Origin of the sequence: Pseudomonas batumici, assembly GCF_036585405.1 — a bacterium.
Classification (GTDB): Bacteria; Pseudomonadota; Gammaproteobacteria; order Pseudomonadales; family Pseudomonadaceae; genus Aquipseudomonas; species Aquipseudomonas batumici.
Genome location: NZ_CP144470.1, coordinates 882,694 through 895,847, shown reverse-complemented (window position 1 = coordinate 895,847; position 13,154 = coordinate 882,694). Strand labels below are relative to the sequence as shown.

10 protein-coding genes and 1 pseudogene are annotated in these 13,154 nt (G+C 60.8%); 6 read left to right on the top strand and 5 right to left on the bottom strand.

Features of this window, described 5'->3' with window-relative positions:
* Positions 1–83 precede the first annotated feature (83 nt).
* From NUH87_RS03615 to NUH87_RS03605, 3 genes are read right to left on the bottom strand one after another with little or no spacing between them, the layout of a single operon-like run.
* A complete protein-coding gene (locus tag NUH87_RS03615) occupies positions 84–1,187 on the bottom strand; it encodes an extracellular solute-binding protein (RefSeq protein ID WP_338524759.1) in 1,104 nt (367 codons plus the stop codon).
* 1 nt (position 1,188) lies between these two features.
* Positions 1,189–2,097: an N-carbamoylputrescine amidase gene (aguB, locus tag NUH87_RS03610; protein WP_338524758.1), complete on the bottom strand. Its 909-nt coding sequence runs from the start codon at positions 2,095–2,097 to the stop codon at positions 1,189–1,191.
* A gap of 4 nt (positions 2,098–2,101) precedes the next feature.
* A complete protein-coding gene (locus NUH87_RS03605) occupies positions 2,102–3,154 on the bottom strand; it encodes an agmatine deiminase family protein (protein ID WP_338524757.1) in 1,053 nt (350 codons plus the stop codon).
* Positions 3,155–3,289: 135 nt separating this feature from the next.
* Here NUH87_RS03605 and NUH87_RS03600 point away from each other — a divergent pair, with 135 nt between their 5' ends.
* The 3 genes from NUH87_RS03600 to NUH87_RS03590 all read left to right on the top strand — a co-directional run bounded on the left by NUH87_RS03600 (position 3,290) and on the right by NUH87_RS03590 (position 8,213).
* Positions 3,290–4,174, top strand: coding sequence for a LysR family transcriptional regulator (locus NUH87_RS03600; protein WP_338524756.1), 885 nt, complete (start codon positions 3,290–3,292; stop codon positions 4,172–4,174).
* Positions 4,175–4,317: 143 nt separating this feature from the next.
* Complete coding sequence (locus NUH87_RS03595) at positions 4,318–7,482, top strand: response regulator (RefSeq protein WP_338524755.1); 3,165 nt, start codon at positions 4,318–4,320, stop codon at positions 7,480–7,482.
* Positions 7,479–8,213 carry an EcsC family protein gene (locus NUH87_RS03590; protein WP_338524754.1) on the top strand — a complete coding sequence of 245 codons (735 nt, stop codon included), beginning with the start codon at positions 7,479–7,481 and terminating at the stop codon, positions 8,211–8,213. Before NUH87_RS03595 ends, NUH87_RS03590 begins: the two co-directional genes overlap by 4 nt.
* A 40-nt stretch (positions 8,214–8,253) precedes the next feature.
* Here NUH87_RS03590 and NUH87_RS03585 read toward each other — a convergent pair.
* Positions 8,254–9,059, bottom strand: a pseudogene (locus NUH87_RS03585) (helix-turn-helix domain-containing protein).
* A gap of 96 nt (positions 9,060–9,155) precedes the next feature.
* On the opposite strand from NUH87_RS03585, the gene NUH87_RS03580 reads away from it, so the two are divergent.
* On the top strand, positions 9,156–10,112 hold the full coding sequence (locus NUH87_RS03580) for a threonine dehydratase (protein WP_338524753.1): 957 nt from the start codon (positions 9,156–9,158) through the stop codon (positions 10,110–10,112).
* Between the two features lie 133 nt (positions 10,113–10,245).
* Positions 10,246–11,124 carry a glutathione-dependent disulfide-bond oxidoreductase gene (gene yghU, locus NUH87_RS03575; RefSeq protein ID WP_338524752.1) on the top strand — a complete coding sequence of 293 codons (879 nt, stop codon included), beginning with the start codon at positions 10,246–10,248 and terminating at the stop codon, positions 11,122–11,124.
* 88 nt (positions 11,125–11,212) lie between these two features.
* Here the strand turns inward: yghU and NUH87_RS03570 are convergent, their stop codons facing one another.
* On the bottom strand, positions 11,213–12,070 hold the full coding sequence (locus tag NUH87_RS03570; RefSeq protein WP_040067042.1) for a LysR substrate-binding domain-containing protein: 858 nt from the start codon (positions 12,068–12,070) through the stop codon (positions 11,213–11,215).
* 243 nt (positions 12,071–12,313) lie between these two features.
* Here NUH87_RS03570 and NUH87_RS03565 point away from each other — a divergent pair, with 243 nt between their 5' ends.
* Positions 12,314–13,147 (top strand): transporter substrate-binding domain-containing protein, encoded by an 834-nt coding sequence (locus NUH87_RS03565; protein WP_338524751.1) that lies wholly within the window; start codon positions 12,314–12,316, stop codon positions 13,145–13,147.
* Positions 13,148–13,154 lie beyond the last annotated feature (7 nt).

The window sequence follows — 13,154 nt, the reverse complement described above, 5'->3', positions numbered from 1 at the left end:
TCGATCAAATCGTTTACGCTAATCGGGCGCTGCGACTGACAGCGCCCGTGAATCACATCCGCTTATGAGAGGCGGGCGCCCACTCAGTTGACGGGCTCGGTCTTGAACTTCGTCCAGGCGCGCATTCGGGCGCGCATGTCGGCCTGGGAAATATCCTTGCCGGGAATCAGCTTCTCGAAGGCGGCTGGGTCCAGGTAGATATCCGGGTTGTTGCGCATCATCGGATCGACACTCGGCCGGGCCTTGGCGTTGGACGTCGGGTAACCGGTGAAGTTGCTGATGGCTGCCATGTTCTCCGGGCGCATGACGAAGTTGATAAAGGCATAGGCGTACTCCGGGTGCTGGGCGTCGACGGGGATCGCCATGGTATCCATCCACACCGTGGTGCCTTCACGCGGAATATGGTACTGGAACGTCGTCTTCTTGCCGGCGGCATCCGCGGCCCGCTGCGCCTGGGTCATGTCCCCGCTGTAGCCGAGCGACAGACACAGGTTGCCGTTGACCAGGTCGGTCACCGGTTGCGATTGGAACTTGCGGATGTACGGCCGCAGTTTGCGCAGCAGTTCACTGGCTGCCGCCAGGTCCTCCGGTTTGGCGCTACGCGGTTCACGCCCGAGGTAGTTGAGTACCACAGCCAGCACCTCGTCCGGCGAGTCGATCATGGAGATACCGCAGTCGGCAAACCTGGCGGCCAGTTCCGGCTTGAACAGCATATCCAGGCTGTTGACCGGCGCATCGGGCATGCGCTTGTTGATCTGCTCGGCGTTGTAGGTCACGCCGATGGTGCCCCATGTATAGGGGATGGTGGCCTTGCTCGAGTAGAGATAATGCGTGCGCAGCTTCTGCAGGCCGGGTTCGATATCCTCCAGCGCGGTGAGCCTTGACCTGTCCAGCGGCTGCAGGCTGCCGGCACGCATCAGGCGCTCGCCAACGGTGTCGCCCGGGAAGATCAGGTCATAACCACTGCCGCCGGTCATCATCTTGGCCTCCAAGGTCTCACTGCCATCCATGACGTCGTAGATCACCTTGATCCCGGTTTCGGCCGTGAACCTGGAGAGGGTGTCCTCGGCGAAGTAATCGGCCCAGTTATAGAGCTTCAGGACCTTTTCCTCCGCCTGTACCGATGACACGGCAGCGCTTAGCGCCAACCCCAGGGAGCAGAGCAATCGTTTGTAGGTAACCTTCATGTCAAACCCCTTGGCTATTCCAGCGAGCATTGATGTGTCGACCATCCAGGCTTAGCAGCGTCCCGTACATGTCCGGACGGCGGTCGCGGTAGATGCCCCAGGTCAGGCGCTCTTCGCGCATGGCCGACAAGTCCAGGCTGTGTACCAGCACGCCGGTGCTGTCGCGGTCGGCCTCGGCCAGGAGCTTGCCCTTGTGGTCGCAGATAAAGGACGAGCCATAGAAGTTCATCTGCAGGGTCGGATCGGTCGTCGCCACTTCCCGGCCGACACGGTTGGCCGCCACCACCGGCAGGAGGTTGGCCGCCGCATGGCCGCGCATGGTCATCTGCCAGTGATCGCGGGAGTCCAGCGCCGCGGCACCCGGTTCCGAACCGATGGCCGTTGGAAACAGCAGCACTTCGGCGCCCATCAGCGCCAGGCAGCGCGCTGTCTCGGAGAACCACTGATCCCAGCAGATGCCTATCCCGAGGCGGCCGAAGGCGGTCTCCCAGACCCGGAAACCGGTATCGCCGGGGCTGAAATACTCCTTCTCCTGGTAGCCGATGGCGTTGGGTATATGGGTCTTGCGATAGACCCCCAGCAAGCGTCCGTCGGCATCGGCCATGCTCAGCGAGTTGAAAAAGGCGTTGCCGGCCTTTTCGAACCAGCTCAGCGGCAACACCACGCCCAATTCCCTGGCCAGCGCGGCAAAGCGCTTGAGCACCTTGCTGTCCTGATATTCCTCGGCCAGCGCCAGGTGTTTGTGATCCTGCTCGATGCAGAAATACGGTGTGGCAAACAGCTCCTGCAGCAGGATCACCTGCGCGCCCTGGGCGGCGGCGTCACGTACCTGTTGTTCGGCCAGGTCGAGGTTGCGCGCAAGGTCCCAGGTGCAGGACATCTGGGTGGTGGCAATCTTCAGTGGACTCATGACATCACCCCCTTACCGGCCAGGCTGGCTGCTGCTGGGTGATGCAATGCACGCCACCGCCGCCATGAGCCAGCTGGTTGATCTGGACCGGGACCACCTCGCGTCCAGGGAAGGCCGTCGCCAGTACTTTGGCCGCTGCCTGGTCGGCCTCGATGCCATAGGCCGGCATGATGACCGCCCCGTTGGCGATGTAGAAATTGGTGTAGGAGGCGCAGAACACCTCAGCCTTGGTGTCCACCGCTTCGCTGGCCTCATACAGGTCGATCAGCTCGAAGCTTCGCCCCTGGGCATCCCTGGCCAGTTCCAGGGCACGGCGGTTTTCCCGCGCCACCTCGGCGTACACCGAGCCGCGGTCGTGCGTGGCATCCACCAGCAATACGCCAGGGCGGGCGAACGCGCAGACCCCGTCGACATGGCCGTCGGTCATGTCGCCGGTGACGTGATCCGGGTCGCCCGGCAGCCAGATGGTCTTCTTCACGCCGAGCAGGCGACTGAAGATCTCCTCCATCTCGGCCTTGGTCATGCCAGGGTTGCGGTTCGGGTTGAGCAGCACTGACTCGGTGGTGATCAGGGTGCCTTCGCCGTCGACATGAATCGCTCCGCCTTCGTTGCCCAGGGGCGTGGCGAAGCCTTCCAGGCCGAGGTGATCGAGCACCCGCCGGGCCAGGCTTTCGTCCAGGTCGTGGGCCGACTTGCCACCCCAGGCATTGAAGCGCCAACTGACACCGGCCACGCCCAGCTCCGGATGGCAGACGAAACTCGGGCCGGAATCACGACACCAACTGTCGTTGACCGCCAGCTCGATCAGTTCGATGTTGGTCTTGCACAGGGCCGCGGCACTGGCCCGCGCGGACGGATCGACCACCATCTTCACCGGCTCGAAGCGGGCAATGGCGTTGGCGACACGGGCAAAGTCGATTTGAACCTGCTCGAGTGTCACGCCCCAACCGGACTCCCACAACTGCTGATTGTGGGGCCAGACCATCCAGGTCGCCGCATGGGCTACCCACTCCGCGGGCATCGACCAATCACTGCTCTGAACGCCATTGCGCTGCATGTTTTCTCACCTTTTCAGTTAAGTATTATTTATTACTGAAAACCGCTATCGCGGAATGGAATCCATGCTATGGCTTCATAAACGGCACAACAAACGATAGATTTAGCGCACAACTGATTAGTAGGGCTTATCGATATGCTGAAGCACTGGCCTCCTTTGAATACCCTCCGCGGCTTTGAAGCCGCTGCTCGCCTGGGCAGTTTTCACAAGGCTGCCGAAGAGTTGCACCTGACTCAGTCCGCCATCAGCCAGCAGATCCGCAGCCTGGAAAGCTTTCTCGAGCAGCCGCTGTTTTTCCGCAGCGGCCGCAGTGTCAGCCTGACCGACGCCGGGCACGACCTGTACAGCACGACCCAGTCGATGCTGCTGCAATTGTCGGTCGGTATTCGGCGCCTGGAGCAATACCGCAAGCCCAACCAACTGGTGGTCAATACCACCCCGGCGTTCGCTCGCCACTGGCTGTTGCCGCGTCTGAAGAATTTCCATCGACAGTGCCCCGATGTGGATCTCTGGCTATTCACCAGCTTTGACGCGCCGGACATGGCGACTCAGACCATCGACCTGACGATTCGCGATGACCTTGGCCCCCAGGTCGAATGCAGCTACCAGGAGCTGTTCAACGATCGATTCTATCCGGCCTGCCATCCTGATCTGCTCGGGGTGCCCGCAGAACAGCGCACCACCTTGCATGGCGAACGGGAGATGGATTGGAGTCACTGGGTGGTGCAGGGCGGGGATGACGTCGGCCAACGCAGCAATGGATTGAATTTTTCCGACCCGGGATTGCTGCTCGATGCCGCCTGTGCCGGGAATGGCATCGCCTTGGTCAGTCAACTGCTGGCCGCGAACGCGCGTTCCAACGGACTGTTGACCCCCTTGAGTGAGCGAAGTATTCCAGGCCCCAGCTGGGTTTGCCTGATCCATCGCGACAGTGAGAAAAGCTCCCTGACCCGGCGTTTCAGTGGCTGGTTGCAGGCATCCTTGATGGACATCGACGAGTCGGGTGTTCGCGCGGGTTAAGGTGCTTCAACTATCATTCCTGGGCACTCGTCCCGTGTCCTGCTGGCCAGGCGGGTGCAATGACCCTTTGTGGGTGTCCAGTGAAGGGCGTAGAGCAACGCCTGGAGTATGCTTGACTTGAAGATTGATCAAGGAGCAGCAGCTTGCAGACCGAGAAGAGAACGTCCAGTTTGTTTGCAAGTTTATGGTTTGCATGGCCTTGCCTCCTGCTGGTGCTGTGCCTGACCACCGTGGTGGTGGTGCTGGTCTCTGACTCTCGGACTTGGCAAAAAGCTAACGCTGAACTCGATTCAGAGTTGGTCAGGATGGCAAAAGTTCGCTTTGGGCAGTTACATCAAAGAATTTCAGAGCTGCACAACGACGTTTTATTCTTGTCAAAAGTCCCTCAAGTGCCGGAAATAACTCGCGCTTACTTGGCGATGGGGGCAGGCGGCACGGGACGTGACCGCTATGAGGTCTGGAAGCAGCAGCTTGAGCAACTCTATGTCGCCTACCTGGAAGCCAATCCGCAATACTTGCAGATCAAGCTGATTGGCGTCGGCAATAATGGCAAGGAGTTGGTGCGTGCCGAGCGTAAAGCCGGCGTTGTGCAGGTCACGCCAAACGACCAGTTACAGTCCAAAGGCGATCGCAGCTATTTTCAGACCGCCAGTAAGCTGAGCCATGGGCAAGTCTATACTTCCGAGTTCAACCTCAATCGCGAATTTGGCAAGCTGGAAATACCCATCGTACCCACGGTGCGGGTTGCAAGCCCCATCTATGCCGAGGACGGTCATCTATTCGGCATGGTGGTTATCAATGTCGACAGCAATGCCATATTGCCCCAGGTGGGCGTGCGCTTGCCTAATAACTATTCTGCTTACATCGTCAATCAGGACGGGGACTTTCTGCTGCACCCCGATGCGAGTCGCACCTTTGGTTTTGATCGGGGCAAGCGCTATCGATGGGAGGATGAATTCAAGGCGGTGAGCCCGTCTGTTCCTGGCGAGCAAGGTGCCGTTCAAATCTGGAAAAACCAGGCAGGAAACCTTCTGCATGTGGTGCAGCATGAAGAGCTCCTGGGCGTCGAGGGGGCGGAGCACGGGCTGACGGTTCTCACTGCGGCCAATGAGACGGCAGTCATTGAAAGTGTGGCCAGCACGAGACAGGTAACCCTGATTACGATGTTGGTCATTTCCTGCATCGCCGCCGGTTTTCTTTATCTGTATGGGCTGAGTATGCGACGTCAGCGGCAGGTCATGGTAGAGCAGAGCCGCCTTGCCGCCATTGTCGCCAGCTCCAGTGATGCCATCGTCGGTACAACACCGCAAGGCGATGTGCTCAGTTGGAACGAAGCCTCGGAGCGCATGTTTGGCTACAGTGAAGACGAAGCCGTGGGGCGCTCGTTAGCCGAGTTGATCGGCTCGCCGCAGCTGTTATCGGAACAGCTACGCTTGACGGCAGCCATTGAGCGCGGGGAAGCCGTCCCCCATTTCGCGACCACACGACGCCACCGCGATGGCACGATTCTGGACGTCTCTATCGCTGTGTCACCCGTCCGTGCGGCTGACGGTAAAGTCACAGCGGTTGCCCAAACAATACGTGATATCAGCCAGGAAAAGGCCAACGAGTCGCGGATTCTCTCGCAGAACGCCAATCTGGAGCAGCAGGTCGCCGAGCGTACGGCCCAGTTACTCATCGCCAAGGATCGCGCCGAAGTCGCCAGCCAGGCGAAGAGTAAGTTTGTTGCCAATATGAGCCATGAAATTCGCACGCCGATGAACGCCGTGCTGGGCATCACGCATCTTCTGGCCAACACGCCTTTATCCGCGGATCAAAGCAAATACCTTCAAATGTTGCGAGGTGCTGGAGAGTCTTTGCTTGAGATTCTGAATGATGTCCTGGACTTCTCCAAAATCGAGGCCGGTCGCTTGGAAGTCGTTTCCGCGCCGTTCCTGTTGTGCGATGTACTTGATCCGCTGGCGAACATTATGTCCATCGGTGCCGTCAACAAGGATCTGGAACTGGTGATCGGTGTCGAGCCGGATGTACCGCAGGCGCTTATCGGTGATGCGCTGCGGTTACAGCAAGTGCTGGTCAACCTGGTGGGGAATGCCATCAAGTTCACGGAGCGGGGAGAGGTGGTTGTACTCGTGCAGCGCGTGGGGGGCGAAGAGGACATCGTTAATCTGTGCTTTCGGGTGCGCGATACCGGTATTGGTATGAGCAGCGAACAACAAGCCTGTCTGTTTTCACCGTTTTCCCAGGCGGATACTTCCATTACCCGTCGCTTTGGTGGCACAGGCCTGGGGCTGGCTATTTCGAAGCGTCTGGTGTCCCTGATGGGGGGAACCCTCACATTGGAGAGCAGCGTCGGCGTCGGCAGTGAATTTCAAGTGACGGTTGCGCTTCGACAAGACAGCGCTATTGAACCCATGCCCCAACGACGGAATGTCATGGGTGACTTACGCATTCTGGTGGTCGATGACAATGAGACCAGTCGTGAGTATTTGTGCAAAACGATTGTTGGCTGGAACTGGCAAGCCGATGGGGTGGCGTCAGGCGAGCAGGCGCTAGAGCAGGTGCGTGCGCTTGAATTACGCGGTGAACTCTATGACGCGATGATAGTCGACTGGCAGATGCCGGGCCTGAATGGGCTTGAAACCCTGCAGGCTATCCGAAGGATACTGCCGACGTACACGCAGCCGATGATCATCATGGTCAATGCCTTTGATCAGGGCAGGCTCATGCTGGAGCCTGCCTCGGCGAAGATCGACGCTGTCTTGATCAAGCCTGTGACCAGTTCGCATCTGTTCGATACGCTGCATGAAGTGCTGACAGCGCGAATAGATCCATCGAAGTCCGTTCCGCTTGACAGCGAAAACCTGACCTCAAGTCAGCCATTGGATGGCGTGCGCCTGTTGTTGGTGGAAGACAATCCGGTGAATCAGTTCGTGGCCATGAAGATACTGAAACAAGCGGGCGCGATTGTGGAGGTTGCCGGCGATGGCCAGCAGGCTGTCGACAGGTTGCGTGCCGATCCACAGCGTTATCAAATCGTGCTGATGGACGTGCATATGCCCGTCATGGATGGTTTTTCCGCCACCCGAGTCATCCGCGATGAATTGCACCTGGCATTGCCGATACTGGCCATGACGGCGGGCGTATTCGAGTCTGAGCGTGAGCAGTGTGTCGCCGCGGGCATGGATGGTTTTATCGCCAAACCCATTGAGGTCAAGCAGATGCTGGGCACTATTCGTCAGCATGTACCGGCGATCCCTTTGTCCTTTGGCTACCCTGCAAGCCCGGTATCGAGTAGGAATCGATGAGCATCTCGGAAAAAGACCGAAATGAACTGCAATGTGCAAAGAACCTGCTGGAGAATCCTGGCTTCGTTGCAAAGGTGACGAGCATTATCGGCATGCCCGTTGAGCTCGCGCTGGCGCACCTGCCCAACAGCATCAGCAAAAGAATTGCCGGCATTACTCAAGCCGCGTTGGTGAAGGCCCTCGATGCCGCGGTTTTTACCCTGAAGGACGTGCCTGGCCAGGGGCCTTCCAACCTCTGGCACAAGACCGGCATCGCCGTCAGCGGGGGCGTGGGGGGCTTTTTCGGCCTTGCCGGGCTCAGTGTAGAGTTGCCCCTCTCAACGTCGATCATGCTGCGATCCATTGCCGATATCGCCAGGAGCCATGACGAGCGCATTGACACCGACGAAGCGAAGCAGGCTTGCCTGGCGGTCTTTGCGCTCGGCGGCCGATCAGCGAAAGACGATGATTCGGAAACCGGTTATTACACCGTGCGTGCGGCGTTGGCGAAGTCCCTGTCGGATGGCTCGGTGCTCAAGTTGATCGCCACCATTGCCGAGCGGTTCAGCATCCAGGTGAGCGAGAAAGCCGCCGCACAAGCGATACCGGCGATCGGAGCGGTGGGCGGTGCGCTTATCAACCTGGCCTTCATCGACCATTTCCAGGACATGGCGCGCGGGCATTTCATCGTCAGAAAGCTGGAGAGGCGCTACGGACAGGAGGCGGTCCAGCAGCTCTATCAGTCCCTTTGATCCGGGGTGCGTAGCGGGTCGGCAATGACCTGGCCTGCCATCACCCGCGCAGTTCTCGCGGACTGATCCCCAGGCGCTGCCTGAACGCCGTGGCCATGTGCGCCTGGGAGGCGAAACCGCAGGCCTGGGCGATGTCCGCCAGGCGCTGCGCCGAGCCGCACAACAGGCCTCGGGCCCGGACCAGGCGTCGATCGATCAGGTAGCTGTGCGGGCTCTTGCCCGTCGCCTCCTTGAATGCCCGTATGAAGAACCCTTCGGATAGCCCCAGTAGCGCCGCCATTGCCGGCACACTCAGCGGCCTGTCGAGCCCTGCGTCAATGAACTCGTCAAGCAGGCGCAGCCGGTTGGCGGTCATCGAGCCCCGGGAGGGCGTCGACAGCACAGGGTCCCCCGTCGCCCGTTGAACCAGGGCCAGTGCCCAGGCCTCCCAATCATCTTCCACCGAGGCCCGCAACAATGCGCTGCGCATTCGCTGCGCGAGGACGATCGCCTGTCGATCGATACGGTTGTTGAACGCATGGTCCCCCACCAGTGGCGCGCCGTCGGTGCGGATCAGTCGCAGGTATTCACCCCCTCGGGCGACTCGGAAAACACATCGCACCCGGGAGGCACGAAGGCCAGGCCGTTGGGCGTGGCTGTGAATGGGCGCACCCGGTCGCTGCCGATCGCGTGCAGGCCGCGCTGGCTATCGAAGGCAAAGCCAACGGCTGCCTGGGTCGCTATGTAGCGGGTTGCATAGCCGGCGCCGGGCAGCAACTCGATCGCCCACGGCCCGGCCTCGATCCGACGGACCGATTCGCGTAGGGGCGGTGACTGCAAGCTGTTTGGGCGATCCATGAACACCATCTTACTGAAAGGCAACCCTGAAGGTCAGGTCAGTTTTCTGAAAGCCAGTGGCCAATGCCTCTGCCTAGACTGGGCAAAACCTCAGAGAGAATAGCCATGCACGGACTGACTCGCGACGATATCGAAAACGCTGCCCGCCAGGTGTACCAGGTGATGCCGGCCACTGCCCAATACGCCTGGCCCTTGCTGGCCGAGCGGCTGGGCTGCACGGTTTGGGTCAAGCACGAAAACCACACCCCCACCGGGGCTTTCAAGGTGCGCGGCGGCATTACTTTCATGCACTGGCTCAAGCGCACCCACCCGGAAACGCAAGGCATTGTCACCGCCACCCGCGGTAACCACGGCCAGAGCCTGGCCCTGGCAGCCCGGGCGGCAGGCCTGAGGGCGCTGATCGTGGTGCCGCGGGGCAATTCCGTGGAGAAGAACAACGCCATGCGCGGCTTCGGTGGCGAGGTCATCGAGTTTGGCCGGGATTTCGAAGAAGCCCGTGAAGAGGCCGCGCGCCTGGCGCAGGTGCAAGGCCTCTATCTGGTCCCGCCCTACCATGGTGAATTGATCAAGGGGGTCGCCACTTACGCGCTGGAGTTGTTCAACGCGGTGCCGGACCTGGACAGCGTCTACGTGCCCATGGGCTGTGGCTCGGGGATTTGCGCGGTGATCGCCGCCCGCGACGCCCTGGGCCTGAAGACCCGGGTGATCGGCGTGGTGGCCGCCGAGGCCGACGCCGCGAAGTTATCGTTCGAAGCCGGACAACTGCGGGAAACCGCCTCGGCGAATACCATTGCCGACGGCATGGCCGTGCGCAGGCCGATCCCCGAAGCGTTTGCGGTCTATGCGGCCGGTGCGGCGAGAATCGTCTCGGTCACGGAGGAGCAGATTGTCGAGGCCATGCGCGTGTACTACAGCGACACCCACAACCTGGCGGAAGGGGCGGGAGCGGCGGCACTGGCGGCGCTCATGCAGGAGCGTGAGGCCATGGCGGGGAAGAGGGTGGGGGTCATCCTGTCCGGCGGGAATGTCGACAGGCCGGTGTATGCGCGGGTGATTGCGTGATCGGCGAGTCGCCGGTGTAGACGTATTCGTCATGACGGTGGGGATTTACGATCAGCCAGGAGCCGGTACACTCCCAGCACTATGAGCTTGCCCGATGGCCCTTAAGGGCCATCGAACCCCAGGAGTAGTGAGCATGAGCGATTCCTCTGATTACACGCCACCCAAGGTCTGGAGCTGGGATACGGAAAACGGCGGGAAATTTGCCAATATCAACCGGCCCATCGCCGGCGCGACCCACGACAAGGAGCTTCCGGTCGGGCATCACCCCCTGCAGCTCTATTCCCTGGCCACACCCAACGGCCAGAAAGTCACCATCATGCTGGAAGAGTTGCTGGCACTGGGTTACAGCGGTGCGGAGTACGATGCCTGGTTGATCCATATCGGCGAGGGTGATCAGTTCGGCAGCGGTTTCGTGGCGGTGAATCCGAACTCCAAGATCCCGGCGCTGCTGGACCGCAGTGGCCCGAAACCCATTCGGGTCTTTGAATCGGGGGCGATTTTGCAGTACCTCGCCGAGAAGTTCGGCGCGTTCCTGCCAACCGAGGCCAGTGCCCGCGCCGAATGCCTGTCCTGGCTCTTCTGGCAGATGGGCAGCGCGCCGTACCTCGGTGGTGGGTTTGGCCATTTCTATGCTTACGCCCCGACGAAAATCCGCTACGCGATCGACCGCTTTGCGATGGAAACCAAGCGGCAGCTCGACGTCCTCGACAAGCAACTCGCGGTGAGCGAATACATCGCCGGCAGCGAATACACCATCGCCGACATGGCCATCTGGCCCTGGTACGGTGGCCTGGTCAAAGGCCGGCTCTACGAAGCGGCGGAGTTTCTCTCGGTGCAGGAGTACCGGCATGTGCAGCGCTGGGCCGATGCCATCGACGAGCGTCCCGCCGTCAAGCGCGGGAGGATGGTCAACCGCCTCTCCGGGGACCCCTCCGGCCAGTTGCGCGAGCGCCACGACGCCACCGATTTCGACACTCGGACGCAAGACAAGCTGGCCTTCGAGGGCGAGTAACGTCGTCTGACCTGCGATTCGCTTTCGGCAGGGCTGGCTCAGGGCGGGGTTGATCCAGGCTTGAGCCAGTTGCGCACCTGACGCGCCCCTACAAACCCTGGCTGCTGCGAATCAGGTCATAGGCCCGGCGCACCAGCGGGTTCACCGTGTTGGGCCGGATCCACAGGTAATAGGTCACATCCGGCAAGCGCGGCAGGCCGTCGTTCTCCCCCAGCACCCGCATGTCCGGTCCGAGCAGTTCCATGCTGCGCGGCGTCACCCCGAGCCCGGCGCGAATCGCCGCCTTGATGCCGATCAGGTTCGAGGCCAGGTAGGCCTGGCGCCAGGCAATGCCCTCACGCTCCAGCGCCTCGATGGCGTAGCGCCGATAGATGCTCGGTTCTTCCACCAGGATCAGCGGCAGCGGCTCGCCGGGCACGTGGATGTACTGCGCCGAGCAGATCCACCACACTGGCGAGGTCCGTAGGGCAAAGCCCTGCAGGCGCGAGTCCGCGCGGGTGGAGATGACCATGTCGATCTTGCCCCGGTGCAGGTCCTCCATCAGGTAGGGGCTGCGGCCCACATCGATTTCCAGGCGCAGGCGCGGCGCCGAGCGGGCGATGTGGCTGAGAATCGGCGGCAGGATGGTGTCGGCGATATCGTGGGGCGAGCCGATACGCAGCACGCCGCTCAAATGGCTTTCCCGCAGCGAATTCAACGCCTCGTCATTCAACGACAGCAGCTGTCGGGCATGACGCAGCAACTGGCGCCCCGGCTCGGTGAGCTGTTTCTGCCGACCCTGTTTCTGGAACAGCCCGACGCCCACCTGCTGTTCCAGGCGTTGCATCTGCTGGGTCACCGACGATTGGGTGCGCGCCAGATGCTGGCCGGCTTCGGCAAAACTGTGATGGTCCACCACTGCGACGAAGGTGCGCAGCAGTTCCAGGTCCAGGGTCGGAGAGGGCATGGCGACTCGAATTCATATCAAGGGCGATCGCCAATATATTACAAACGCTGATGTATTTGGCGAGTTGAAAATATGGGCTGTGCTAAGAGTCCCGGTAAATAGGGGTTATGCCGTTTTTATTAAAAACTAATAACCAGAAAGTTATAACAATATTAGATATTTGAATTTCCGTTCGTCGGTGGCGCTCCCTAGCATGCGGGGCAACAAGGTCGGGATACGCCGATTGCCATCGAGGGGAAAGTCATGTCATTCAAGCGCACATCGGGCCAACGTGTTCTTCCTGCTTTCATCGGCGCCGTGCTGGCGTTGGCGGCGGTAGGTGCGGCCCAGGCCGACGCCACCCTGAACAAGATCGAGCAGCGTCACAAATTGGTGGTAGGCGTGCTGCTGTCCGGCGGGCCGTTCGGCTCCATCGATCCGTCGACCCAGGCGCCCAAGGGCCTCAATGTCGACCTGGCCAATGCCCTTGGCAAGGACCTGAACGTCGCCGTCGAACTGGTACCGGTGCTGCCGGCCAACCGCGTGCAGTTCCTGCAACAGGGCAAGGTCGACCTGCTGATCGCCAACATGGAATGGACGCCGGAGCGCGATGGCCAGTTGGGCCATGTGCCAACCCCCTTCTACAGGGTCGGCGGTACCGCCGCAGTATTGAAAGACAGCAGGATCACCCGTTGGGAAGACCTCAAGGGTCAACCGGTGTGCACCTCCCAGGGCAGCAGCTACGTCAAGCCGCTGAGCGAGCTGGGTGCCCAGTTGAAAGCGTTCAAGAGTTCCTCGGAGTCCTTGCTGGCCCTGCGCGGCAACAACTGCGTGGCGGCGGTCCACGATGCGACGCTGATCAATCCGTTGCTGGCGGGCAACCCGGAGTGGAAGGAGTATCGCGCCATTACCCCGGAGTTGAATCCGGCACCGTCGGTGATCTGGACCCGCCAGGGCGAGGTCGATATCCAGAAACGCCTGGACACGGTGGTCCAGGGCCTGCACCGCAGCGGCTGGCTGATCGAGGCCGAGAGCCGCAACCAGATCTCTCCGAAGTCGCCGGCGCTGGTGGAACTGCACAACCAGTTCAAAGGCTGAAGGATAC

What these genes read in the sequence shown, in the direction of transcription:
- NUH87_RS03580 (WP_338524753.1), top strand. Translation starts at nt 9,156, where the DNA reads ATGCACGGACTGACTCGCGACGATATCGAAAACGCTGCCCGCCAGGTG.
- NUH87_RS03600 (WP_338524756.1), top strand. Translation starts at nt 3,290, where the DNA reads ATGCTGAAGCACTGGCCTCCTTTGAATACCCTCCGCGGCTTTGAAGCC.
- aguB (WP_338524758.1), bottom strand. Translation starts at nt 2,097, where the DNA reads ATGAGTCCACTGAAGATTGCCACCACCCAGATGTCCTGCACCTGGGAC.
- NUH87_RS03590 (WP_338524754.1), top strand. Translation starts at nt 7,479, where the DNA reads ATGAGCATCTCGGAAAAAGACCGAAATGAACTGCAATGTGCAAAGAAC.
- NUH87_RS03570 (WP_040067042.1), bottom strand. Translation starts at nt 12,070, where the DNA reads ATGCCCTCTCCGACCCTGGACCTGGAACTGCTGCGCACCTTCGTCGCA.
- yghU (WP_338524752.1), top strand. Translation starts at nt 10,246, where the DNA reads ATGAGCGATTCCTCTGATTACACGCCACCCAAGGTCTGGAGCTGGGAT.
- NUH87_RS03605 (WP_338524757.1), bottom strand. Translation starts at nt 3,154, where the DNA reads ATGCAGCGCAATGGCGTTCAGAGCAGTGATTGGTCGATGCCCGCGGAG.
- NUH87_RS03615 (WP_338524759.1), bottom strand. Translation starts at nt 1,187, where the DNA reads ATGAAGGTTACCTACAAACGATTGCTCTGCTCCCTGGGGTTGGCGCTA.
- NUH87_RS03565 (WP_338524751.1), top strand. Translation starts at nt 12,314, where the DNA reads ATGTCATTCAAGCGCACATCGGGCCAACGTGTTCTTCCTGCTTTCATC.